This window comes from Polynucleobacter sp. AP-RePozz3-80-G7 (genome assembly GCF_018882145.1).
Classification (GTDB): Bacteria; Pseudomonadota; Gammaproteobacteria; order Burkholderiales; family Burkholderiaceae; genus Polynucleobacter.
This window is the reverse complement of record NZ_JACVPC010000003.1, coordinates 224,544-247,228: the sequence shown is the minus strand read 5'-3', so window position 1 is coordinate 247,228 and position 22,685 is coordinate 224,544. Positions and strand designations below refer to the sequence as shown.

Annotated in this window: 21 protein-coding genes; 7 read left to right on the top strand and 14 right to left on the bottom strand. The window is 45.8% G+C overall.

Going from position 1 to position 22,685, the window contains the following annotated elements:
* Positions 1-72: 72 nt before the first annotated feature.
* Positions 73-927, top strand: a complete 855-nt coding sequence (gene purU, locus ICE90_RS08355; RefSeq protein WP_215320026.1) for a formyltetrahydrofolate deformylase — start codon at positions 73-75, stop codon at positions 925-927.
* 17 nt (positions 928-944) lie between these two features.
* Here purU and soxA read toward each other — a convergent pair whose 3' ends face one another.
* The 6 genes from soxA to ICE90_RS08325 are packed head-to-tail and all read right to left on the bottom strand — an operon-like array spanning position 945 to position 5,682.
* On the bottom strand, positions 945-1,685 hold the full coding sequence (gene soxA, locus ICE90_RS08350; protein WP_216191948.1) for a sulfur oxidation c-type cytochrome SoxA: 741 nt from the start codon (positions 1,683-1,685) through the stop codon (positions 945-947).
* Between the two features lie 38 nt (positions 1,686-1,723).
* Positions 1,724-2,053 carry a thiosulfate oxidation carrier complex protein SoxZ gene (locus ICE90_RS08345; RefSeq protein WP_215320029.1) on the bottom strand — a complete coding sequence of 110 codons (330 nt, stop codon included), beginning with the start codon at positions 2,051-2,053 and terminating at the stop codon, positions 1,724-1,726.
* Complete coding sequence (locus ICE90_RS08340; RefSeq protein ID WP_216191946.1) at positions 2,050-2,526, bottom strand: SoxY-related AACIE arm protein; 477 nt, start codon at positions 2,524-2,526, stop codon at positions 2,050-2,052. The genes ICE90_RS08345 and ICE90_RS08340 overlap by 4 nt, the downstream gene beginning before the upstream one ends.
* Positions 2,527-2,537: 11 nt before the next feature.
* Complete coding sequence (gene soxX, locus ICE90_RS08335; RefSeq protein WP_216191945.1) at positions 2,538-2,978, bottom strand: sulfur oxidation c-type cytochrome SoxX; 441 nt, start codon at positions 2,976-2,978, stop codon at positions 2,538-2,540.
* A 27-nt stretch (positions 2,979-3,005) separates the two neighbouring features.
* Positions 3,006-5,222, bottom strand: coding sequence for a xanthine dehydrogenase family protein molybdopterin-binding subunit (locus ICE90_RS08330; RefSeq protein ID WP_216191944.1), 2,217 nt, complete (start codon positions 5,220-5,222; stop codon positions 3,006-3,008).
* A 10-nt stretch (positions 5,223-5,232) separates the two neighbouring features.
* Positions 5,233-5,682, bottom strand: coding sequence for a (2Fe-2S)-binding protein (locus ICE90_RS08325; RefSeq protein WP_215320036.1), 450 nt, complete (start codon positions 5,680-5,682; stop codon positions 5,233-5,235).
* A gap of 130 nt (positions 5,683-5,812) precedes the next feature.
* On the opposite strand from ICE90_RS08325, the gene ICE90_RS08320 reads away from it, so the two are divergent.
* Positions 5,813-6,160, top strand: a complete 348-nt coding sequence (locus tag ICE90_RS08320) for a CidA/LrgA family protein (protein WP_215320038.1) — start codon at positions 5,813-5,815, stop codon at positions 6,158-6,160.
* Positions 6,153-6,881: an LrgB family protein gene (locus ICE90_RS08315; protein WP_216191943.1), complete on the top strand. Its 729-nt coding sequence runs from the start codon at positions 6,153-6,155 to the stop codon at positions 6,879-6,881. The genes ICE90_RS08320 and ICE90_RS08315 overlap by 8 nt, the downstream gene beginning before the upstream one ends.
* A 24-nt stretch (positions 6,882-6,905) precedes the next feature.
* Here the strand turns inward: ICE90_RS08315 and ICE90_RS08310 are convergent, their stop codons facing one another.
* On the bottom strand, positions 6,906-8,246 hold the full coding sequence (locus tag ICE90_RS08310; RefSeq protein WP_216192020.1) for an aspartate aminotransferase family protein: 1,341 nt from the start codon (positions 8,244-8,246) through the stop codon (positions 6,906-6,908).
* Positions 8,247-8,335: 89 nt separating this feature from the next.
* Between ICE90_RS08310 and ICE90_RS08305 the strand changes: the two genes are divergently transcribed.
* Both ICE90_RS08305 and ICE90_RS08300 read left to right on the top strand, forming a co-directional pair.
* Positions 8,336-9,316 (top strand): tripartite tricarboxylate transporter substrate binding protein, encoded by a 981-nt coding sequence (locus ICE90_RS08305; RefSeq protein WP_215320042.1) that lies wholly within the window; start codon positions 8,336-8,338, stop codon positions 9,314-9,316.
* Positions 9,317-9,338: 22 nt separating this feature from the next.
* Positions 9,339-10,925 carry a gamma-glutamyltransferase family protein gene (locus ICE90_RS08300; RefSeq protein WP_216191942.1) on the top strand — a complete coding sequence of 529 codons (1,587 nt, stop codon included), beginning with the start codon at positions 9,339-9,341 and terminating at the stop codon, positions 10,923-10,925.
* Between the two features lie 8 nt (positions 10,926-10,933).
* Here ICE90_RS08300 and ICE90_RS08295 read toward each other — a convergent pair whose 3' ends face one another.
* From ICE90_RS08295 to ICE90_RS08275, 5 genes are read right to left on the bottom strand one after another with little or no spacing between them, the layout of a single operon-like run.
* Positions 10,934-11,254: a type II toxin-antitoxin system PemK/MazF family toxin gene (locus ICE90_RS08295; RefSeq protein WP_072583596.1), complete on the bottom strand. Its 321-nt coding sequence runs from the start codon at positions 11,252-11,254 to the stop codon at positions 10,934-10,936.
* Positions 11,255-11,259: 5 nt separating this feature from the next.
* Complete coding sequence (locus tag ICE90_RS08290; protein WP_216191941.1) at positions 11,260-11,550, bottom strand: AbrB/MazE/SpoVT family DNA-binding domain-containing protein; 291 nt, start codon at positions 11,548-11,550, stop codon at positions 11,260-11,262.
* Between the two features lie 55 nt (positions 11,551-11,605).
* Complete coding sequence (locus ICE90_RS10855) at positions 11,606-12,934, bottom strand: ATP-dependent RecD-like DNA helicase (RefSeq protein ID WP_216191940.1); 1,329 nt, start codon at positions 12,932-12,934, stop codon at positions 11,606-11,608.
* A 52-nt stretch (positions 12,935-12,986) separates the two neighbouring features.
* Entirely contained in the window at positions 12,987-14,540 is a 1,554-nt protein-coding gene (locus ICE90_RS08280; RefSeq protein ID WP_215320049.1) for a sensor domain-containing diguanylate cyclase, read from the bottom strand.
* On the bottom strand, positions 14,537-15,847 hold the full coding sequence (locus ICE90_RS08275) for an HD-GYP domain-containing protein (RefSeq protein ID WP_216191938.1): 1,311 nt from the start codon (positions 15,845-15,847) through the stop codon (positions 14,537-14,539). Before ICE90_RS08275 ends, ICE90_RS08280 begins: the two co-directional genes overlap by 4 nt.
* A 117-nt stretch (positions 15,848-15,964) precedes the next feature.
* Between ICE90_RS08275 and ICE90_RS08270 the strand changes: the two genes are divergently transcribed.
* Both ICE90_RS08270 and bcsG read left to right on the top strand, forming a co-directional pair.
* A complete protein-coding gene (locus ICE90_RS08270; RefSeq protein ID WP_216191936.1) occupies positions 15,965-16,978 on the top strand; it encodes a glycosyl hydrolase family 8 in 1,014 nt (337 codons plus the stop codon).
* Between the two features lies 1 nt (position 16,979).
* Positions 16,980-18,524: a cellulose biosynthesis protein BcsG gene (gene bcsG / locus ICE90_RS08265; RefSeq protein ID WP_216191935.1), complete on the top strand. Its 1,545-nt coding sequence runs from the start codon at positions 16,980-16,982 to the stop codon at positions 18,522-18,524.
* On the opposite strand, the gene ICE90_RS08260 is transcribed toward bcsG, so the two are convergent.
* Together ICE90_RS08260 and ICE90_RS08255 are read right to left on the bottom strand one after the other, a co-directional pair.
* A complete protein-coding gene (locus ICE90_RS08260; RefSeq protein WP_216191933.1) occupies positions 18,521-18,862 on the bottom strand; it encodes a hypothetical protein in 342 nt (113 codons plus the stop codon). The genes bcsG and ICE90_RS08260 overlap by 4 nt on opposite strands.
* A gap of 58 nt (positions 18,863-18,920) precedes the next feature.
* On the bottom strand, positions 18,921-22,682 hold the full coding sequence (locus ICE90_RS08255) for a cellulose synthase subunit BcsC-related outer membrane protein (RefSeq protein WP_216191931.1): 3,762 nt from the start codon (positions 22,680-22,682) through the stop codon (positions 18,921-18,923).
* Between the last annotated feature and the right edge of the window lie 3 nt (positions 22,683-22,685).

Sequence of the window (22,685 nt, the reverse complement as noted above, 5' to 3'; positions counted from 1 at the left end):
CTGCCACCCACCCCCAACCAGGGGATAACAGACTAAAATTACACCTTATAAGCATTCCACTAACAATTTCATATGATCACTGAAAACTATTACCTCACCCTCACCTGCCCCAATAAGCCTGGCATTGTTGCCGCGGTCTCTACTTACATATTTGAACTGGGGGGTGATATTGAAGAGGCTCAACAGTTTGATGACAAAGCGTCAAAGCGCTTTTTTATGCGCGTCAGCTTTAGCTGTCCTGCGAATGTAGAGTCGCTCAGAGCGGGCTTTGTGGAAATTGCAAAGCGTTTTGAGCTCACTTGGGAGCTACGTGCCGTAAAGGATCTTAAGCGCGTATTAATCATGGCTTCCAAGTTAGACCATTGCCTGGTTGACCTTCTCTATCGCTGGCGCATTGGTGAATTGCCAATGATCATCTGCGGTATCGTCTCTAATCATCCTCGTGACGTCTATGCCAGCATCGATTTTGCAGATATTCCCTTCTACCACTTACCAGTCACACCTGAAACCAAGCCGGCGCAAGAAGCCAGACTTCTAGAAATCGTTGCCGAGTCTAAGGTTGATATGGTGATTTTGGCGCGCTACATGCAAATCTTGTCCGATGATTTATCGACCAAGCTATCTGGCCGCTGTATTAACGTACATCATTCATTCCTACCTAGTTTTAAGGGTGCCAAGCCTTATCACCAAGCACATGCGCGCGGTATCAAACTGATTGGAGCTACCGCCCATTTTGTGACCAGCGATCTGGATGAAGGTCCGATCATCGAACAAGACGTAACTCGCGTTACCCATGGCGACACACCAGATGATTTGGTACGAAAGGGTCGAGATTTAGAGCGCGCCGTCCTCTCAAGAGCTTTACGTTACTACCTACACGATCGCGTTCTTATTAATGGAGCGACTTCAGTAGTCTTTTCTGATTAACTGAGAAAGGATCTTTGCTACGGCCTCACTCCTGGAGATTCCAGGGGTAGACCTCTAGCTCGCCATATTAGAAACAACTCTAACTGCGCCATCTCTGGCGAACCATACTCAAATTGTTGTGCCCGTACACCGCTCATGCAGTTCCGTAGGCGCCTTTGTAATGACCCTAGGGTTTGCCACTCTAAGCGATATATCGGATAGGCATTGGGATGCCCTTGCGGTATCGGGCTGCCGCCAAGCTTTAGACCTGCTCTATCCTCATGACATTGCGCACAAGATAAATTGAGCTGCCCCATGCGCTCATTAAAAGTTTGCCTTCCCTTTTTTAAGAAAGATGCGTTAGTAGAGTTTTCATTAACTGCAATTGGCATGCCCTTGGACTGAAACGCAATAAAGGCAGTTAAGGCTAAGAGATCTTTGCTCTCGTAGACTAGGGCGGGAGCTGATTGAGCGCTGACGCGACACTGATTGATTTGACCTTCCAGTGTTTGGAGTTTGCCTTTGATGACTTTAGGATATTGCGTAGCTACACCACGCATGGATTTTTTTGCATCTCCATGACAGGTGCTACAAGAATTATTTTTTGGGCCAAGCTTTTGTTGCCACAGGCTTTCTCCATCACCAACCCAAAACATTGCAGGATTGAGTGAGGGGTCATCCTGCATCGCCTTGTTCTCGCCAGACATTAATTCATAACTAGATTGCTGTGATGGTGGCAGCGCTTTGGCTACCCCCATGCATATGAAGTTAGCAAGCATGAGATAAATACTGCTAAGAAAAAGAGATGTCTGCTTATTCACGAAACAGTAATGTGAGACTGGTTTATCGCCTCGTACCCATCATCCCCAACCCATCTGAACTCCAGGGTTCCAGACTCAACAGCGATAGTAGTAAAGATGATCAAGGGATTAGCCCCAATCCCTGAATAGAAATCCGCTTTAAAGACTTCCACGGTGTTGTAGGTGCAGGTAAAGGTACGAATGATGTCGCGCGGAATGGGCTTACCGCCCTCGCTATATCGAAAACCAGACTCCATATCATGCTGCGCAATTGCGCGAATCTCAATAATGGAATCTTTTTTTGCCGTCGCCGGCATCGTAATGGATGTACGGGAAGTTTTACTCATACCATCTCCGTACATGCTGAAAGGGTTACCAAAGTTTCAGCAGAACCTTGCCAAAAACTACCATTACTCATTTGCGCAATAGCCCATACCTTCTGACTATCAGCTAAACGGACGCGAGTCGTAATATTGGCAGTTCCTGAGCGAGGGGTAAGGTACGCAGTAAAGATATTGGGTAAAGGATTACCCTCGGCAATCACATATATGGTCTTAACGTAATCATTGGCAGTCATCGGACTATCTACGCTGACCTTCAAAACCACTAGATTGCCGTTCTCCACCAGCGGAGGAATAGTTAGAGTAACCTTACCCTCCCGAAGGGTGGCGCCACCAACAATTTTTTTAATGGCTTCATTTGCATCCTCTTTTTTAGCAAAGGCTGTTAAAGGACTTGCTAGCAAGCCAACGGTCATGAGCCCAAGACCCTGAACCTGCTTAAGCCATTTTCGGCGATGCTGGTAAATAATATTTTTCATCTTGGTTACAGTTAGTTTTGATTATTCAAAGTCATTAAGAAAGCAATCACGTCTTCGATCTCTTGGCCACTCAATATGGTTTGATCAACAAATTTAGAGGCTACACGATTGAGATGGCTTGTTTGATAGTAGGCTGGCATGATCGTTTGTGGATTGAAATGCGCTGCATTTACGATACGGGCTCTTAATTGAGGTGCATTTAACCTCGCTACGCTTGACTTTAATTCGGGAGCTAAGTTCCCTTGAAAGCGTTCTTCCGGAAAGGGGCCGCTATGACACAACAAACACAAGCCCTTTTGACGACTTGCCACGATTTCCCTGCCACGGGCTGGATTGCCTACCTCAGAAGAAAGGGATTCGAAAATCGAATCCCCCGTAATTACTTGAGCATGCACAGCATTCAGATTGAGGATGACTAGCCATAAAAACGCTAGTGCAATCCTCTTTCTCATCGACACAACTTCACTGTGAGCTAGCTCTTAAACCAACTTGATGCCGCTGTTTTTCAAAGGCACGGTGCGCAAGCGTTTACCTGTCGCACGATAAATGGCATTGAGAACAGCTGGTGCAGCCACCGCAATCGTTGGTTCGCCTACCCCACCCCAGTCTTTGCCACCGCCTTGAATGATGATGGTTTCGACTTTCGGCATCTGATAGAGGCGGATTGAGTTAAAGGTATCAAAGTTCTTCTGAACAACAGCACCATTTTCAATCGTGATCTCTTCTTCGAATAAAGCGGATAGGCCGAAGACAAAGGAGCCGGACACTTGACGGGCAATTTGCGCAGGGTTTACTGCGTAGCCCGGATCGGTAGCAGCAACAATACGATGAATCTTCACTTCATTGCCGTTCTTAACCGATAGCTCACAGGCTGCAGCAACGTAACTACCGAATGAGCGCATTTGCGCAACCCCACGATATACGCCTGGGGCAGCTGGCTTGGTCCAACCGATACCATCAGCTACCGCATTCAATACTGCAACTGCACGTGGATATTTTTCCATATGTTTGCGACGGAACTCTACTGCATCCATGCCGGTTGCTTCAGCCAACTCATCCATAAACGTTTCAATAAAGATTGCGTTTTGGTTGACGTTCACACCACGCCAGAATCCTGGTGGCACGTGAGTATTACGCATCGCATGATCAATAGTGATATTAGGGAAGCTGTAAGTAATACCATGCTCCCCGCTGTCCTCAAGACCCTGGAAGGTCAAAGGATCTTTACCTTTGTTTGCGGCAACTACCGCCGGACGCACCGCAGCCAAAATAGATTGACCTGATAGGCGCATATTAATGCCAGTGACGTTTTTCTTGTCATCGATTGCTGCAGTCATCTTACACATCATGATGGGATGGTAGCGACCCTGGGTCATATCCTCTTCACGAGTCCAAATCAACTTAATAGGAGTGCCTGGCATTTGCTTGGCAATATTGACCGCTTGTGTTGTGTAATCCTGGAAAGCGCCACGACGACCAAAGCCACCACCAAGGTTTACCTTATAAACATTACATTTTTCCGCAGGAAGTCCAGATGCAGCAATAACAGCTGCCAATGAAGCTTCACCGTCTTGAGTTGGAACCCAAGCCTCACAAGAGTCGGCAGTCCACTTTGCAGTCGCTGTTTGCGGCTCTAAGGTGGCATGATTTAAGAATGGGTAGAAATAAGTAGCTTCTAATTTCTTAGATGCACCAGACATCGCTGCTTTGACATCACCATTGGTGTTGTGTACAAAAGCATCATCAGCGTTCAAACCCTCTTCCAACATCTTCTTAATAGAAGCGCTGGAGACGTTGGCGTTGGACCCACTATCCCAAACGATATTCACTTGGTCTAAAGCGGTTTTAGCCTGCCAAAATGTTTCAGCGACAACTGCTACCGCTGAGTCACCGACCTGAACTACTTTCTTCACGCCTCTCATACTCTGCGCTTTAGCTGCATCGTAGCTTTTCACTTTGCCGCCAAATACTGGGGACTCTTTAATATTAGCTACCAGCATGCCTGGCATCTTCAAGTCAATTGCATAGACCTGTCGACCAGTCACCTTGTCAGAAACACCGTCGATACGATTGACAGGCTTACCAATCAAGGTCCATTCTTTGGGATCCTTCAATGGGACGTCTTTTGGCACTTCCAACTGTGATGCTGCTACAGATACTTTACCGAAAGTCGTTTTTTTGCCAGACGGTGTATGGGTAATCACGCTATCTTTTGCAACGCATTCAGAAGCAGGAACATTCCACTGGTTGGCTGCAGCCTGAATCAACATCATGCGCGCAGCAGCTCCACCTTTACGAACATATTGTTCAGAGGTGCGAATACCGCGACTGCCACCAGTTGAGTAGCTGCCCCATGCCAGCTTACGCTTTAAATTCTCGCCAGGTGATGGATAGTCATAAGACACTTTTTTCCAATCGCATTGCAATTCTTCTGCAACTAACTGGGCTAAACCTGTGATCGTGCCCTGCCCCATTTCGGAACGAACAATGCGCACGACAACATCATCATTTGGCTTTACTACCACCCAAATACCAATTTCTGGGGTAGCTAATGGCGTCATAGCAGTGGTGCCAGTGCCCATGGCTGCATTTGCAGCAGACATGAAAGAGAGATCGAGCCCAATGGCTAAGCCAGTGGCAATTGCACTAGAGCCAATAACAAAATAGCGACGGGAAGTATTTGTATTTGTAGTCATGTCTTTCCCCTTAAGCCTTGCTAGCAGCATGAATCGCTGCGCGCACTTGCTGGAATGTGCCACAGCGGCAGATATTAGTAATGGATTCATCGATCTGCGCATCGGTAGGCTTTGGATTATTTCTTAACAAGGCTGTGGTTGCCATCACCATGCCAGACTGACAGTAACCGCACTGAGGCACTTGATTATCTACCCACGCTTTTTGAACTTTAGAAAGCTGACCGCTCTTCTCCAAGCTTTCAATGGTCTCAATTTTTTTACCTTCAGCTGCACTTACAGGAATTGAGCAACTACGAATAGCCTGACCCTCGAATAACACTGTGCATGCGCCGCATTGACCCACTCCACATCCATACTTAGTGCCGGTTAATCCAACCTGTTCGCGGATTACCCAAAGCAATGGGGTTTCTGGATCTACGTCTACCTTGTATTTTTTGCCATTGACATTCAATTCAGCCATTAGTGCTCTCCTGTAAATTCTTTTTATGGTGTCAGGGGTGAGTTCATTACCCCTTTTTATCGTGTGCTTATCTTAACTAAGAATTAATATATTGCTATGCAACATAAATTAATGGGCAGTAAGATAAAGCATGATTTTTGGCCTTGTACAAATCCTTCTCTTTCAAAGCTTGGGCGAACTCGTTTCTAAGTTCCTTTTGCCAACGCTACCTGGTCCTGTCATTGGATTGGTTCTCCTAGTACTGTGGCTTGTTTTGCGCAAGGGGATTAATTCCGAGTTAGCCATAGTGGCTGATGGTTTTAGTCAATACCTGGGCTTACTCTTTGTTCCAGCCGCTGTTGGCGTGGTGCTTTTCCTGCCGCAACTCAAGGCAAATGCATGGGCCATTATTAGCGCCCTCATTGGTAGCGTTATCCTCACCATTGCCTCTAGCGCGTTAGTCGCTCGTTTATTGAGCAAGAAAGAATCTCATGAGTGAAAAGCACTCCATCGTCGAGATTTGGGTTTACTTATCAGGTAGCCCGCTTTTTGCCTTGTTCATTACGCTGGCGGCTTATCAAATTGGCCTCAGTATTTATAAGGCCAGTCATCAGAATCCATTAGCCAATCCAGTAGCAATTGCCATTTTGATTGTGGCAAGCACGATTCAATTTATTGAAATGCCCTACTCGACTTATTTTGAGGGCGCTCAGTTTATTCACTTTCTATTGGGATCGGCGACGGTATCTTTAGCCATTCCCATCTACAGAGGATTGGGCAGTCTTAAGGGGAGATCACTCCCCTTGATTGCTTCGCTCTGCACAGGCGGTTTGGTGTCAATCATTAGTGCGGTAGGTATTGCTACTGTGCTTGGGGCAGACTCCAGCATCACTGGTGCCATGTATCCAAAATCTGTTACCGCACCAATTGCAATGGGTATCGCAGAGCGTATTGGCGTCTCACCTACCTTGACAGCCATCTTTGCAGTAAGTACCGGAATACTAGGCGCTATTTTGGCACCCTTTGTATTGAATGCATTGGGTATGAAAGCTTGGTGGCAAAGAGGTTTTGCCATTGGCATCGGTGCACATGGCATCGGCACATCACGTGCGTTTAGCATTCACCCTGAAGCGGGAACATATGCCAGTCTAGCGATGGGCATGAATGGCGTTGTCAGTGCAGTGGCGATTCCTGTGATCTATCACTTGTTTAACAAGTGATAGATCTCTGTTTCTTTAATCCGCTTATTTAATCTGCATCGCTACATCAATAGCATCGCCTAACACGCTACACATAAACTCGAGCTCTTCAGGCTTAGAGATAAATGGAGGCCCTACGGCAATAGCGTCACCCGCCACCCTTACTAAAGTGCCTCTTTCAATACAGGCCTCCAGCACCTTCATGGAACGAAGACCCGGCTTCCCAGGGACAGGGTCAAGCTCAACAGCCCCAGATAAACCAAAGTTACGAATATCCAAAATGCCAGACTTACCTTTAAGGGCATGAAGTCCATCCTCTAAAACAGGTTCAAGGGCTCTAGCCCGATTGACCAAATCATCAGACTCGAAGATATCGAGCACTGCATGGCCTGCAGCTGCTGGGATTGGATGCCCTGAATAGGTATAGCCATGGAAAAATTCAATTGCTTGCTCTTGACCACCATTCGAAATAATGTTGTCGTAAATATCTCCACGCACAATCACACCACCCATTGGAATCACGCCATTCGTAATCCCTTTAGCAAAAGTAATCATGTCGGGTGTCACACCAAAACGATCTGCACCGAAGTTTGCGCCTAAGCGCCCAAAGCCAGTAATCACCTCATCAAAGATCAGCAAAATACCGTGCTTAGTACAGATCTCACGAATCTTTTGTAAATAGCCATCCGGTGGGACTATGACTCCGGTTGACCCTTGCACAGGTTCCATGATGACAGCAGCAATCGTATTGGCATCATGAAGAGCAACAATCTTTTCTAACTCTTCTGCCAAATGGGCACCCCACTTTGGCTGTCCCCTTGAGAATGCCATCTGCGAGAGATTTAACGTATGTGGCAAATGATCTACACCGGGCATCATCATGCTGGCAAACATTTTGCGATTGGCGACCATGCCGCCTACGGATATACCGGCGATACCAACACCGTGATAAGCGCGATCTCGACCAATCAGTCGAATACGGGATGCATTACCCATTACTCGGTGATAACCAATGGCGATCTTCAATGCAGTATCAACCGCCTCAGAACCAGAGTTGGTGAAAAATACTTTATCCAGCCCCTCCGGCGCCATCTTCGCAATTCGACTAGCTAAGCTAAAAGTTGTTTCACTGGCCATCTGAAATGCAGGGCAATAGTCCATGGTTTCAAACTGCTTTTGAATCGCTGCACCAATACGTGGATCAGCATGCCCCAATGGGGAGCACCATAGCCCAGATAAACCATCAAACAGCTTACGACCCTGATCATCAAAGTAGTAAGCTCCATTGGCAGACTGCATGATCTTCGGATGGTGCTGAAAGTAGCGGTTTGGTGTGAAAGGCAGCCAATAGGCTGACATATCAATTCCGCTGGTTGTTTTGTTCATTGTTGTCATGCGTTTCTCTATTTGATCTTTTTGAAACTAGATTCTGAATTTCCAATACTATATTACTCATCTCACTATCGGATCATTAAATGCGCTATTTCAAATCCCTCATCCTTGGCTCCTTAGGACTTTTGACTTTAAGTAACTTGGCTCTTGCCGCCCCCGATACAGATTGGCCTAAAAAACCGATTGTTGCGATTGTGTCTTTTCCTGCAGGCGGATCTACCGATATCTTTGCGCGAAGTGTGACGGCACCATTAGCAGAAGCATTGGGACAATCCATCGTTGTGGAGAACAAGCCGGGCGCTGGCGGTATGATTGGCTTACAAGCTGGCGCTAAAGCTGCTCCTGATGGCTACACTATCAACATTAGCGCGCTGACAAATCAATCGATTTCTTCAGCCTTATTTAAAAATCCACCGGCTGACTTACAAAAAGATTTTGTTCCAGTGGCATTAATTGGAACAATTCCCCATTTAATTGTGGTGAACCCCAGCGTTCCAGCAAAAAACCTTCCCGAACTCATCGCCTTTATTAAATCTAAAAAGGGTGACTTTAATTACGCATCGCAAGGTAATGGCAGCCTCTCCCACTTAGAGTCCACTTTGTTTATGCAACGTATCGGCGCAACAGGAACCCATATTCCTTATAAGGGCAGCAGCTTTGCTTTGCCTGATTTGATTGCGGGCAACACCCTCATGATGTTTGACAGCGTAACAGCTTCATTGCCCCATATTCAGAGTGGCAAGCTACGCCCGATTGCTATCGCCGCAGCAGAACGCTCTCCTTTAATGCCCAATGTTCCCACTCTCGGACAAGATGGCCTGAAGCAGTTTGATGTGGAAAACTTTTATGCGGTTTATGTTCCCAAGGGAACATCTCCACTGATCATTGCAAAATTAGAAAAAGAAATCCGTAAGATTCTTACGAATCCAGATTTCAAAGCGCGTATGGCAGCCCAAGGTATTCATCCTCAGTTTGCAAACTCCGAAAAATTGTCTGAAATTACTGCAAGCGAAGCTAGTAAATGGGAGAAGGTAGTAAAGTCAGCGAATGTTAAAGTTGATTAAGTCGTTAAATAGATAAGTCCTTATGTTGATATCCCCTCCTTTTGGTAGTCGCGCCCCTGTTTTAGCTAAAAACACCGTTGCGAGCTCTCAACCACTGGCTACTCAAGCTGGCATTGAAGCTCTACAAAGTGGCGGCAACGCAGTGGATGCGGCACTTGCAACTGCAATCACGCTCACAGTTGTTGAGCCTACGATGAATGGCATAGGCGGAGATGGCTTTGCAATCCTTTGGGATGGTAAGAAATTACATGGCTTAAATGCTTCTGGCCGAGCCCCTGCAGCGTGGAAGCCGGAGTATTTTTCCGGCAAAGAGGCTATGGATTTAATTGGTTGGAATACAGTTACTGTCCCAGGCATGGTTGCTGGCTGGATCGAACTCTCCAGAAAGTTTGGCAAGCTGCCCTTTGCGCAATTGTTTAAACGCGCGATCGATTATGCGGAAAATGGTTTTCCAGTTTCACCTGTCATCGCCCGTCAATGGCGTGAAGCTATTCCAATCCTTAAAAACCAACCTGGTTTTGTAGAATCATTTTTAATTGATGGTAAAGCACCTCAAGCGGGACAAATCTGGAAATACTCCGCACAAGCCAAAACTCTCAAAGAAATTGCCGCTACAGAAGGCGACTCTTTTTATAAAGGCCCCCTTGCACAGAGTATGGTGGATTTTGCGCAAGCTACTGGTGGTTGCTTCACTATGCAAGACTTCGCCGATAACCAGCCGGAGTGGGTCGAGCCTATAGCTTTCGATTATGGTGATTACACTCTTCATGAAATTCCGCCAAATGGATCTGGTATCGCCGCTCAAATTGCCCTAGGTATTTTGCAGGCAGCTAATGTGAAGCAGTACCCCGCCAACTCAGCGCAACGGATTCATTTACAAATTGAAGCAATGCGGATGGCGTTTGCTGATGTTTATGCCTACGTTTCAGATGCACGCTCTATGCAAATGCCGGTGAGCTCTCTTTTAAATAGAGATTACTTAGCTAATCGTGCAGCCATGATTGATCACAACATGGCTGGGAGCTATGGACCTGGAGACCCACACTCAGGCGGTACTGTTTACTTATGTGCCGCCGATGAATCCGGCATGATGATTTCTTATATTCAATCCAACTTCAAAGGCTTTGGCTCTGGAGTAGTCGCCCCAGGTGGCATTGCTTTTCATAATCGTGGCATGAGCTTCCGATTAGAAGATGGGCACCCCAATCAAGTTGCTCCAGGTAAGCGCCCTTTCCACACCATTCTTCCCGCCTTCCTCACTAAGGATGGCAAACCTACTATGGCATTTGGTGTGATGGGCGGCAATATGCAGCCGCAGGGTCATATTCAATTCGTGATGCGCTTTGTAGATGAATACCTTAATCCACAAGCCTGTTCTGATGCGCCACGTTGGCGTATTGATGATGTAGGTAGGCTCACTGTGGAAGCGGCAATGCCCCAGAGCGTGGTTGATGGATTGAAAGCGCTAGGGCATGAGGTTGCTGTACAACCAGCAAACAGCTTGGACTTTGGCAGTGCGCAAGCAATTGCCAAACTCTCAGAAGATGCCGACTCTGCTTTTATTGCTGGTAGTGATCACCGTAGAGATGGATTGGCGGCTGGCTTCTAATAAAGAAGTTAAATAGCAAAAGCTTCTTGTAGCACACCAAGACTGGCAGATAGGGTTTTTGGATTGCTCTTGCCCACTTTCTTGACCAAGCGCGCTTTATCAACAGCTCTGATTTGATCTAAAAGAATCAGCCCCTTCTTGCCATCGTGCGTAATGGGTACCCGAAAGCCCGCAGGTCTACCCTTGCTAGTCATAGGCGCAACAATGATGGTACGCAAATGATCATTTAAATCTTGAGGTGATACCACAATACAAGGAAGTGTTTTTTTAATTTCACTTCCGATCGTAGGATCTGAATTGATAAGCCAAATTTCTCCACGAGAAACAATGCTCTTTACCAAGCCCAATCTCCATCATCTTCGTTTGCAAAATCTCCAAGCACCAAATTATCCTCGCCAACCTTAGCAAGGCTTTGGGCATCTTGAGCCCAATGCTCTCTCACAGTATTTTTGGGCTTACTTAGAATAATTTTTTCTCCGTCGACCGACATCTCAACAATCTCCTTTAATCCAGATTGATCAAGAATAATCTTTGGGATAACCACGCCTTTAGAGTTGCCAATAGCTCGAATAGCTAGCTGTAGTGGTGCTCTAGTTTTAGCATTAGATTTATGGCTCTTATTCATAGTAATAACAATGTTTTTACATTACTCGGCAGACGTCAAATAAGGGAATATATCCCTACTTGGACGGCAAGCAATTTAGATAGAAGCGCTTGATCTCCTGATCGCAACTGACATCTCTGGGCTCAATCGGCCTCTGTAAAGAAATGCCTTCAATCGTTTTACAACGGCTTAGGGCAACATAGACTTGTCCCGAGGCAAACGCTCCTGATGAGAGGTCAACTTTCACTTTATCAAGCGTTTTGCCCTGGCTCTTATGAATCGTTACAGCCCAAGCCAGCATGAGCGGTATCTGAACATAAGTGCCGATGATGCTGGGAGATATCTTTCCTGACATCATGTCGTGATCGTAACGATAAGACTCCCACTGATGGCCTGTTACCTCTACCGTATTTGCGTAAGGCCCGTTTTGCACCATCACCTTCACCTTATCTGGCAGTAACTCACGCACTACACCGATCGTACCGTTGACCCAGCGCTTAGGAAATCCAGGATCCGTTGCAGTGAACATCACTTTGGCGCCAACCTTAAGTACTAAATTATTAGGTGACGGTAGGTTACGCTCATCAATATTAAATTTTCCAGTCGACGAACCTGAGTAGACTTTGCCCTCAACGGAAATTGCCCGCAAGCCTGCTCCATTTATTTGATCTGCTCGTGCATTCGTAGTGGTCAGAGTGATGGTCTGCTCATCTATCTCGACATCCTTCCGATAGCACTGTGCATTCAGAGTATCAAGAGCCTCATCAATGTCATGATTAATCCGAATGCGATTTAATAAGCCTGCGAAGTGCTCATCCTTTTGACGGAAGATCTTAGAGAGCTCAACCATAGTGACGTCTTTGCGATGTAAGGCCATGGCACAAAAGAAATAAGGTCCTTCGTAACCACGCTCTGCTAGGACTTGCATATCAGAACTAGAGACTACTGGTGGCAGCTGGAATAAATCCCCCACAAACATTACCTGAATGCCGCCAAAGGGCTTGCCTTTTTGCGGACCGTTCTCGCGCAGAAACAAATCCATTGCGTCCACGACATCCGCACGCACCATCGAGATCTCATCAATGATGAGTAAGCTGATATCTTTATAAAGACGCTTGTCGCGCAGGGGCTTAATATCTTCTTCTGGAAAAATGAGTCGTGGAGGCAACCTAAAAAAGGAATGAATGGTCACTCCTTTAACCTGGAGCGCGGCAACCCCTGTTGGTGCAACTACTACAACGTTACCGGGAATGGTTTCTCGTAAGTAGCCGATGAGGGTCGTTTTTCCAGTGCCTGCTTTACCGCTAACGAAGATGTAAGGATCGTGACGTTCAATAGCCTCAATTACCGCTTGGTAATCGGGGGTAATTTCAATTTCGGAGGAATCTACAACAGGATTAGTCATTCCCTATTGTTTCATGCAATGAAATAGTGCCAGACAAAATACAGGTCTAGACTCAACTAATATCCTTAAAAACTGATTTAAGCACTTTCTCGCTAAATACCTGAATGGTATTTCGACCGCTAGATTTAGCCTCGTACATCGCCATATCGGCATTGTTCATCAAATCAGACTCATTAGATCCATGATCAGGATATAGGGCCACTCCAATACTTGCGCTTGTGCTTACAGGAACGCCGTCGGCCGTCATCGGCAACATCAGAGAGGATCGAATTTTTTCAGCAACCATCAAGGCATTCTTCTCATCACCAACACCCGGCAAGAGCACAATAAATTCATCCCCTCCGAGACGAGCTACGGTATCAGTATCTCGTAAACAGGTTCGTATTCTTTCGGCAACCTGCACCAGGACTGCATCTCCCACGAGATGGCCGTAGACATCATTAATCGTTTTAAGATTATCTAAATCAATAAAAAGAAGCGCTAATTCAGTTTGGTTGCGCTTGCAATTGGCCAGGGAATAAGAAAGGCGGTCAGAGAATAAGGTTCTATTGGGCAGCCTGGTAAGAACATCGTGATGCGCACGATATTGGTTCTCAGCATTACGTCGATAAGTCCTCAGCAGAAAAAAAGTTCCAATAAATAAAATGATGATGCTCAAAATGGTAGCGATTAATCCACCTGTCGCATTCTTATACCAGTTGGCCAAATACAAAGTCTCAGGGACTACGGCCCCAACAATGAATGGATATCCGGTAACTTTTCTGTAGGAAATCATACGCTCGACCGGGGACGTATTTTGCCGAGTAAAGCCGGTCTTGGATGTAAAGATCACACCATTACCTTCTGCTGCAGCGCCTAAAGATTGGTCAATCAAGGTGTTGGTATTTACCTTGCCAATGAATTTGTCGACAAAGGGCCATCGAGTCAACAAAGTTTTATCATCACGGTAGAGGGTAATGGCGGCACCGTCGCCCAAACTGGAGCCTAATCGCTCATAGAGAACAGAAAATACCTCAACAGAGACGCCTACCAAGATGATGCCTAGAAACTCATCGTGCGCACCATTGACGCGCCTAGCTAAATAAAAAACCCATTTACCGTTCCCCTTATTCTGGACGGGAGCGCTATAGAAGGTCTCAAGATCATTATGGCTCTTTAAGTAGACAAAATAGTCTCGATCCGCCAGATTAATTTCAGGCGCAGGGTAAGAGCGAGAAAAATTAAGCACTTTACCGTCATTAGCCACAAAGGTAGTGACATCTAAAATGGAATTCGATTTTGTCTTTTCGTCTAGCAGCTCAAACTGATTTTTATTGGAAGTGAACTTGCGATAGCTTTTCTCATCTTTAATTTTTGCTGCATAAACCACATCATCAATACTATTTAAAACAGTATTAGCAGAAAAAATAATCTGCGAAGTGTGCTCGGCCAATATTAATGTCAAGGTGGCAAGTTGATCCGCGCGATCTTCGGTTGTATTGCGGCGTAGCAAATACCCTGAAATTACCGCATTGATAATGAAGATGATTGCCAAAATAATAGAGGCGCCCAAAATAAGGCGAGAGTTGCGGCGAACATTGGAGCTCGGCTCAAAACTAATCGTCATTTAAGGTCTCCGTATAACTCAGAGATTCTCAAAAAATTGTCTTTTTCCTGGATGAATGCTTCGACAATACGCGGGTCAAAGCGCCCTCCTTTTAATCTAATAATTTCCAAGCAAGCTTCTTCGTGAGACCACTTCTTTTTATACACCCGTTCATTAACCAAAGCATCATAGGTATCGGCCAAGGACATCAGTCTGGCTGGTAAAGGAATTTCCTCGCCCTTTAGCCCCAGTGGATAACCTGAACCATCCCAATTCTCATGGTGCCCCCCAGCAATCTTAATGGCAGCATCCAAGACATGGGTGTTCTTTGCATCTTTGAGTTTGGCAGCGCTGAGAACATCTTTGCCCAAATTGGCATGGGTTCTCATGGTTTGCCACTCATCGTCGGTCAGGGATCCCGCCTTTTTTAAGATTTCATCGGGGATTCCGACTTTCCCAATATCGTGTAGTGGTGCAGCCTTCACGATATTCTCTATTGCTTTTAGAGTTAGCTCATCTGCATAGGCCCCACTTGACCTCAATCTTTCAGCTAAAGCACGCACATAGTTTTTAGTGCGCAGAATATGATTACCGGTTTCGTTATCCCTCACCATGGATAGTGCATTTAGGCTATTGAGCATCCCATCCTCAATGGCATGCGAGCTCCTGCGATATTCATGCCAGAGCTTTTCGAGGTAATAATTGGTAATTAATATGCAAATCGTGACAATACAGAGTATTGCCGTTATCCGCATTACAAAGGCTAAGCCGCCTTCTTGATAAAGCGTGCCGGGGTGAGTCGCTTCATCTAGTGCTAAAAGCGATCGAATGATGCGGGCACCAAGCTGGAAAAACTCAACCCCAAGCAATAATTTAATTTGATAAGCGTTATCTTTTTTTAATAGCTGACTTAAAGATGTAATTTGCCAAACACAAAAGATACTGAGCGCAAAATTCATCAAATGAATACGGTCTTGTGTTTCTCCAAAAAAGTGCAAATAAACGTATATTAAGGAGGCGCTTACAAATATAGCGAGAGCAACCATTCTGCTCGACTTCATTAACGCGCCATTCCAAACGCTGAACAATAATGAAATGTTGGCGACGCCTGCAATAAGGAAGATATTGGCCAAGGCCAACACCATCTTGCCAGCCCATGGAGCGATTGCATAACCCAACATGGAGGCCGCTAAAAAGCTCAGACCTATTGGCCAATAGATAGCCCTAAATTGAGCACGATCGTCATCCCGGTTTGCCAAGAAACGGCCCATCAAGCCGACTAGGACGATAAATATGGCAAAGTAAAAAGTTTGATTTGCTAACTGCATGAAATATCTAAATAAATTAGGCCAATTAAATGCCGGTAATACATAATGTACCTTATTAGTCAGTATTACAAATCATAATCAATTGCCAGCATATTATTCATCTAATTCAATAATCCCATGACTTGGCATACCCTTCTCCGCTTTTGGCTTTTGAGTATTGTTCTGATGCTGAACTCTACAGCGCATGCTTTTGGTGGCGAAGACTGGGCTCAATTTAAATCTGCATTTATTGAAAATGGCCGAGTGATCGATGTTGGCCAGAATGGAATTAGCCATACCGAGGGTCAAGGAATGGCATTGCTACTAGCAGTACAAAATAATGATCCGGACGCCTTTGCTCAAATTTGGACTTGGACCCAACGAAATCTTCAAGTGCGTGATGATAAATTATTTGCCTGGAATTGGTCTCCTAAGACGGGCATTAATGATATGAACAATGCTAGCGATGGTGACTTGTTTATTGCCTGGGCCTTATCGCGTGCATATCGCAAATGGAGTGAGCCTAGTTATCTTTTTGCAGCCCTCCAAATTAGTCAATCTATTAGAGCAAAGCTTTTGCGTAAAACTAGCAAAGGAACTATTTTGCTTCCTGGTGCAATAGGCTTTGAAAAGCCAGAGGGATTAAAACTTAACCTGTCCTACTGGGTCTTCCCTGCCATTAACGATCTTGCCATGCTTGACCCAGCGCCGGAGTGGGAGGAACTAAGAACAACGGGTTTGCAGCTCATTCAAGAGGCCCGATTTGGAAAATGGCAATTGCCGCCCGATTGGTTGACATTGGAAGGTGCGGTTATCGCCCCAGTGGATGGCGATCAATTTGGGTACGACGCTGTCCGCATACCTCTTTACCTCATTTGGGGTCAGCAAGCCACCCCCACCACGATTAAGCCCTTTCAAAACTTCTGGGACTCCTTTACTGGTAAACCGCTCTTACCGGCTTGGGTAAACGTGAATACTGGTGAGATGGCAACGTACAATGCATCTGCAGGCTTTTATAGTGTTGCAGCTATAACACTTGCTTACCCCAATTTAAATACAACCCCATTACCCAGCTTTAATCCGTCTCAAGGCTATTACTCTTCTATGCTATCTTTATTTACCAACATGGCTCTAGAGGATCTCAAAAAGTAATATGGGAATTTGGAGCTTTTATTTCATTATCAAAATAATCCTGTTTTATACAGGTTATATCCATTTCCATTTTTTTGTTAATGCTACTTTTGCGCTATTTTTGATTTTTTCCCATGCTAATCCGACCTTGCTTCGGATTCGTAAATGGGTAGCGCTGCCTATTGCTATTGTTATTCTGTATTTTGATAGCCCGCTCCCACCCCTCAGAAATATCATCCCTAAAATTAGCCAATTACTCGATTTTAGTTATCAGTATTACATTGAACTCTTAAACCGAATTTTTGATTGGCGAGTTATAGCCATCTTGTTGGGGCTCTATATTGTTTACTTCCTTCTTTCTAAGAAGATCAGAATGACAACAATAGCCACCCTGGCCATCTTTACTACCTTGCTTCCACTGGGGGCGACTATGCCTTCCTTAGCCTACGATTCAGATGGTCAAGTCATTGGTCTGCCTAGCGATTTAGAACTCACCGAATCCCTTGACGGCTTCTTTATTGAAGAAGCATCTCGTACCGCCTTTAACCGCTCACAAAAGGCCGGCAGTGCCCCGTTTGATGTCCTAGTCATTAATGTCTGCTCGCTGGCTTGGGATGACCTGAAATACATCAAAGAAGATAACAATCCGCTGTTCCAGCGCTTCCACTATTTGTTTACCAACTTTAATTCAGCATCTTCCTATAGTGGACCTTCGATCATTCGTTTATTGCGTGGCAGCCGTGGACAACAAGATCAACGCGATTTATATAAACCTGCCGTTGAAGATTCCCTGTTATTTAACAATCTCAATAAAACAGGCTTCCAGGTTCAGCTTGCATTGAATCATGATGGTAAATACGGTGACCTCCTGAAGGAAATCCGTAATGAGGGTGGTATGTCTGCCCCGCTATTCGATAACACGAATGCCGCACCTTACTTGAGAGGTTTTGACGGCTCTCAAGTCTATGATGACTACTCCGTATTATCCAATTGGTGGGATGTCCGCATGAAGTCACCCAACGAAAAAGTTGCCCTCTTTTACAACACCATCTCTTTGCATGACGGCAATCGTGCTTTGGATGGCGGCAGACTGGAAAACAGTGTTGAAACCTACTCCCGCAGAGCCCGTAAGTTATTGAGTGATATTGATCGCTTTTATGCCAAGGTCAATAGCTCTGGCCGACAAGTGGTGATTGTATTCATCCCAGAGCATGGTGCAGCGATTCGCAGAAACAAAAATGAGATCGTAGGTATGCGTGAAATCCCAAGCCCTAATGTGACTAATATTCCTGTGGGAATCATGTTTACCGGAAAAGCAGATGGCCCGTTCAAGACAAATATTATTGAGCAGCCGACTAGCTATCTTGCTGCATCCGATTTAATCTCCAAGTTTGTGGGCAAAGCACCCTTTGGTGCTAATACTCCAAGTCCAGAGATTTATCTAAAGAACCTGCCGAGTACACGCTTTGTGGCTGAGAATGAAGATTCAGTGATTATGAAGTTTGGAGCCTCGTACTATTTTCGCTCAAACGATATCAACTGGAATCTATTCGAAACCAATAACTAAGGCTTCGACTTGGCTGTAGACTCCGGCCATAGCGCAGGAATATCTATCGCTTTATCAACGCCGACCGAATTTCCAAGTGCATCCAAGTAAACAACCTCGCCATTGATTTCAATGGGGGTCTTTTCTTGAGCAATCTTTCGAACTACTTCTAAATTAGCCTTAATGTCAGGGCTATACGGATTTAAGCGATAGGCCCTCTCCAACAGAATGACTGCGGTAGAGATATCTTGCTCCTTCAACGCATACAGTGCACGTTCATTGAGTTCTCCGGGAAGATAGGGATCAAACTCAGGGGCACCACTCAAGGGCTGAGCACTCAGCATTGAGGATGCGACCATACCTATCACCATAAGCAAAATAGAGGATGAGATAGGTTTTTTCATTATCTAAAATTCATTAAAAGCGGGACGTCGGGATTACCGGCTGCGTTTGCAAAGGTACAGGGTTTGGCGCAGTACCATCCAGCGCAATCCGGACGTACAGCACAAAACTATTTGGAGCATAGTAAGGCGAACGCTCTAACTTTAAGCGATTACCAACAAAGACTGATGGTGTGACTTGGTACTCCCAAGCCGCCAAGAAAGAATAGGCGCTACCAGGTCCAGAGCTTCCTGAATACGTGGCGTTATTGGAGGCAGCTTGATATTCTGAATTGGTAGGAAAGTATGGTGCTGCATCGGTACGTGACCAGTTGGTTGAAACCGAACCACCAACAACATAGGAGAAACGCGCAAAACGCTGCGAGTAATTTAAAGGGAGTGTTACAGAGCGATAGCTTTGCGGGCTGTAATAGCCACCCTGACCATAGGTAAACTCTCCGGCATTTCTTTTAAAGCCCCAGAGCATGCCCGTGAGACCGCTAGAGAGCTGACGATCCGTTTCATTGACGATACGCCAGTTCAGACCGGCCATAAATTGATTGTCACTATTGCTCTGCACATTGGTACCCGTCAGGCTGCGCGCGCGATAGTAAGTCCATCCGCCCAAGGTACCACCCTGATCCAGGCTCAAGCCAACCGTTCCACCAGTCGCAACCATACCGCCCCAGACGGAACCGGTCACAGGATCACGAGTACCGGCATATGAAAGCAAAGTACTGGTCATGGGGCGGCGCGCCAATTCCAAAGAGATGCCAACAGGACCCGCATCCAGCTTCTGCTTTACTCCGCCAATCCAATTTTGGGTCAGGAAGCCTAATGGGGTTGTACCAATATCCGCCTTAAAGTTTTGCTTCTCATACCCAATGTTGAGGGCAGTGCCTGATGCAGATTGATTTGAAAATGTGGTTGGGCAATTGGTTTTACAGGCAGCCATCGAACCAAAAGTACTTACTTGATACGAGTTACCAGCATCAATGGTGCCCGCATTAATATTGACCTGGTCTGCACGGAAAGTCATTCTTTCATCTGCGCGCATTGGCATCTTCCACTCTAGCGGAATCTCCGTTGCACGGTAGTAAGACTGCCCTGGGGTGCCATTGAGAGATAAATAGTCGACAGCTGAATCAAGCCAATTAGTGCGCATCTCTATCATGTCGGCCATCTGTTTATATTGATATGCACTTCCTGATGGAACGGCCGATGGCTCCAGAATGGGTGGTTCAATCTGGAATACAGAAACTCGGGACGAGCTTGTTACTGGCTTGAGTGTAGACAGACTGTGGTAACTAGAAAGTGGCACTGGAGATTGAACAAGGGCACGTTGTTCAATATCGATCGCCTTATCCAAATACCCCTCTCTTCTTTGGATCTGACTATCCAAATACATCATCTTGTAGTTATTAGGCGCCACAGAAATCAGCGGTTGTAGCTTTTGTTTAGCAACTTGAATATCACCGGAGCGAATGTATTGACCAATCGCCCTAAGCTCTGCCGCCTCTTGAAGATCGGCATAATCTTGTTTTTGCCCTGGGCTTAACTTTTGATTTGAGACCAGCGCCATCTCCTGTTGGAATGCTTCTAGCTGGTCGTTATTAAGGAGAAAGTTGGCATAACGCAAATGCCATTCAACTGAAAGGTTTGGAGTACTCTGCTCAATTTTCTGAAAAAGAGCGTTGGCTTGCTCCACTTTTCCGATTTTGCCCCACATCAATGCAACCAAGGAAGAAAGATCGGGATCGTTGGATACTTCATCCTCAAGCACGCTTAGTTGGGCGATAGCCTTATCATGATTTTCCTGGGCATTGAGTCTATTTATCTGAGTTAGCTGTAAATCAACCCAAACGCCTCTTTGGAAGCGTGTAATTTTAGGGGTACGTTCAGACGCTGGAATACTTTCCAAGACTTTGAGGGCTGGTTGATTTTGATCTAGGCCAGATAAGTACAAAGCATAGGCATACAAACCTTCAATACTATTAGGGTGCGTTTTTAGAAAGGCATCAAATATTGCGATGCCCTCTTTAGGGCGGTGCAGCTTTGCATATAAACGCGCTAAATCTAGGCGCAGCCAAATCTCATCCTTGTCAAGCGCTACTGCCTGCTTCAAAAGCACAATGGCTTTTTGGATGTCGCCCGCCGCTAGCGCTTGGCGAATATCAAAATCGAGTCTTATCTGAGTCAATTTCAACTTATCGCTTGGTGATAGCTGGGCTTTGGCAAGCTGCTGTAATACTGGATCTAGCTCATCATCACGCTGTAAGCGATTAAGAACATTGGCATACGTTAAGCGAAGAGATGTTGCATCCGAAGAGGGTTTAGCCAGTGCGCCGCGCATCAGGCTTAAAGCTTCCTCAGTTTTATCCGTACTTAATAAGAATAGGACATTCGCATTGGTCATCTCGGGATCATTGGGAGCAAGTTGCAATCCCTCTTTCATTACAGCCAAACCTTTGTCGACTGAGCCCAGGCCCTCATAAACTCCAGCCAGCTGAAATCGTAACCAAGGATTGAGTGGATCAAGCTTTAGCGCGCTCTGGAGATAGGGAATAGCTGCCTCACTCTGCCCATTATTTACTAAATCATCTGCCTGTGAACTCAAAATCTTGACACGCAAATAATCGTATCCCTTACCAGCAGAGGTGCTTGCAGGTGCCTGCGCATTAATTAATGCCAGCGCCTCATCGCGTCTGCCGTTATTAATTAATAGCTGAACCAATCCCCTTAAAGCAATGCCGTTATCGGATTCGATCGCTAAAGCCTCACGAAATTCCTTCTCTGCTTCTTTGTTATTTCCTCGTTCAGCTTCAATAGTGCCAAATACAGCAAACCCCTCTGCACCCTGCGGCTCCAACTGAATGGCTGCACGGATTTTCTCCATCGCTAACGGGTAGTTCTTCTTATCCCGGGCATCTTCAGCCTGATGAATTTGACCCCAGTACTGACTGGTGGATATCAGGCTCTTCCACTTGCCACTGTTTTCAGGATTGAGGGCTAAGGCTTTCTGATAGTAAGCAACAGCTTCTTGATAATTGCCTTGCCTCATCCGAATTAAGCCCATGCCACCTAATGCCAAATAATCTTTTGGCCTATCCTTAAGGGTATCTAGTAGAGGCGCCTCTGCTCCTACGATGTCACCTTTATCCAATAGATCTAAACCCACCTGACGACGCCTGAGCAAGGGATCGCTTGCAATACGTTTGCGCTCTTCAAGCGCATCCTTCTCCAGAATCCAACGACCGGTTATTTCTTGGTTATGGGGGTCTAACTTTAGATACTGCTCATAAAGTGGAATGAGTTCGGGGCCAATCTCTTGAGCATTGAGAACCTCTCGCCATACTTGAAGCACTCGCTGCTTATCTACTTTGCGGACTTTGTATGTTGCAGCTAAATTCTGAAACGCAAGATCACGAGTCTCTCGCTTTGAACCTAATAAGACATCTAAAGCTAAGCTGTACTGCAAGTTTTTTGGGTCAGATTGAACCAAACCCTCTAACCCCGAACGTGCCTCATTCCATCCACCTGGCAAGCTAGCGATAATTTTGTAATAGCCAACCGCTAGATCACCCGCAGGTGGCCCATTCGGGAACCTCTCTTTTAGAAGGGTATTGGCCTCGGCTGGCTTGCCACTTTTTTGAAGAATGGTGGCCTGAGTTAGCGCCCTTCTGGCCTCTGCAATCTCTTGTCTGCTGAGGGTTGCTTCTGAAGCGTAGACAAGCTCCACCATCCCAGCTGAAGCGAGCATTGCAATACTGAAGCAGAGATGAAGGGCTTTTATTTTCAAAGA

Excerpts from the sequence above, each read along its gene's own strand:
- ICE90_RS08345 (WP_215320029.1), bottom strand. The coding sequence starts at position 2,053 with ATGAGTAAAACTTCCCGTACATCCATTACGATGCCGGCGACGGCAAAA.
- ICE90_RS08325 (WP_215320036.1), bottom strand. The coding sequence starts at position 5,682 with ATGGCTGAATTGAATGTCAATGGCAAAAAATACAAGGTAGACGTAGAT.
- ICE90_RS08290 (WP_216191941.1), bottom strand. The coding sequence starts at position 11,550 with ATGAATAAGAGCCATAAATCTAATGCTAAAACTAGAGCACCACTACAG.
- ICE90_RS08315 (WP_216191943.1), top strand. The coding sequence starts at position 6,153 with ATGAGTGAAAAGCACTCCATCGTCGAGATTTGGGTTTACTTATCAGGT.
- ICE90_RS08280 (WP_215320049.1), bottom strand. The coding sequence starts at position 14,540 with ATGACGATTAGTTTTGAGCCGAGCTCCAATGTTCGCCGCAACTCTCGC.
- soxX (WP_216191945.1), bottom strand. The coding sequence starts at position 2,978 with ATGAGAAAGAGGATTGCACTAGCGTTTTTATGGCTAGTCATCCTCAAT.
- ICE90_RS08260 (WP_216191933.1), bottom strand. The coding sequence starts at position 18,862 with ATGGTCGCATCCTCAATGCTGAGTGCTCAGCCCTTGAGTGGTGCCCCT.
- ICE90_RS08300 (WP_216191942.1), top strand. The coding sequence starts at position 9,339 with ATGTTGATATCCCCTCCTTTTGGTAGTCGCGCCCCTGTTTTAGCTAAA.
- ICE90_RS10855 (WP_216191940.1), bottom strand. The coding sequence starts at position 12,934 with ATGACTAATCCTGTTGTAGATTCCTCCGAAATTGAAATTACCCCCGAT.
- ICE90_RS08330 (WP_216191944.1), bottom strand. The coding sequence starts at position 5,222 with ATGACTACAAATACAAATACTTCCCGTCGCTATTTTGTTATTGGCTCT.
- ICE90_RS08305 (WP_215320042.1), top strand. The coding sequence starts at position 8,336 with ATGCGCTATTTCAAATCCCTCATCCTTGGCTCCTTAGGACTTTTGACT.
- ICE90_RS08320 (WP_215320038.1), top strand. The coding sequence starts at position 5,813 with ATGATTTTTGGCCTTGTACAAATCCTTCTCTTTCAAAGCTTGGGCGAA.
- ICE90_RS08275 (WP_216191938.1), bottom strand. The coding sequence starts at position 15,847 with ATGCAGTTAGCAAATCAAACTTTTTACTTTGCCATATTTATCGTCCTA.
- ICE90_RS08310 (WP_216192020.1), bottom strand. The coding sequence starts at position 8,246 with ATGAACAAAACAACCAGCGGAATTGATATGTCAGCCTATTGGCTGCCT.
- purU (WP_215320026.1), top strand. The coding sequence starts at position 73 with ATGATCACTGAAAACTATTACCTCACCCTCACCTGCCCCAATAAGCCT.
- ICE90_RS08270 (WP_216191936.1), top strand. The coding sequence starts at position 15,965 with ATGACTTGGCATACCCTTCTCCGCTTTTGGCTTTTGAGTATTGTTCTG.
- ICE90_RS08340 (WP_216191946.1), bottom strand. The coding sequence starts at position 2,526 with ATGAAAAATATTATTTACCAGCATCGCCGAAAATGGCTTAAGCAGGTT.
- bcsG (WP_216191935.1), top strand. The coding sequence starts at position 16,980 with ATGGGAATTTGGAGCTTTTATTTCATTATCAAAATAATCCTGTTTTAT.
- soxA (WP_216191948.1), bottom strand. The coding sequence starts at position 1,685 with ATGCTTGCTAACTTCATATGCATGGGGGTAGCCAAAGCGCTGCCACCA.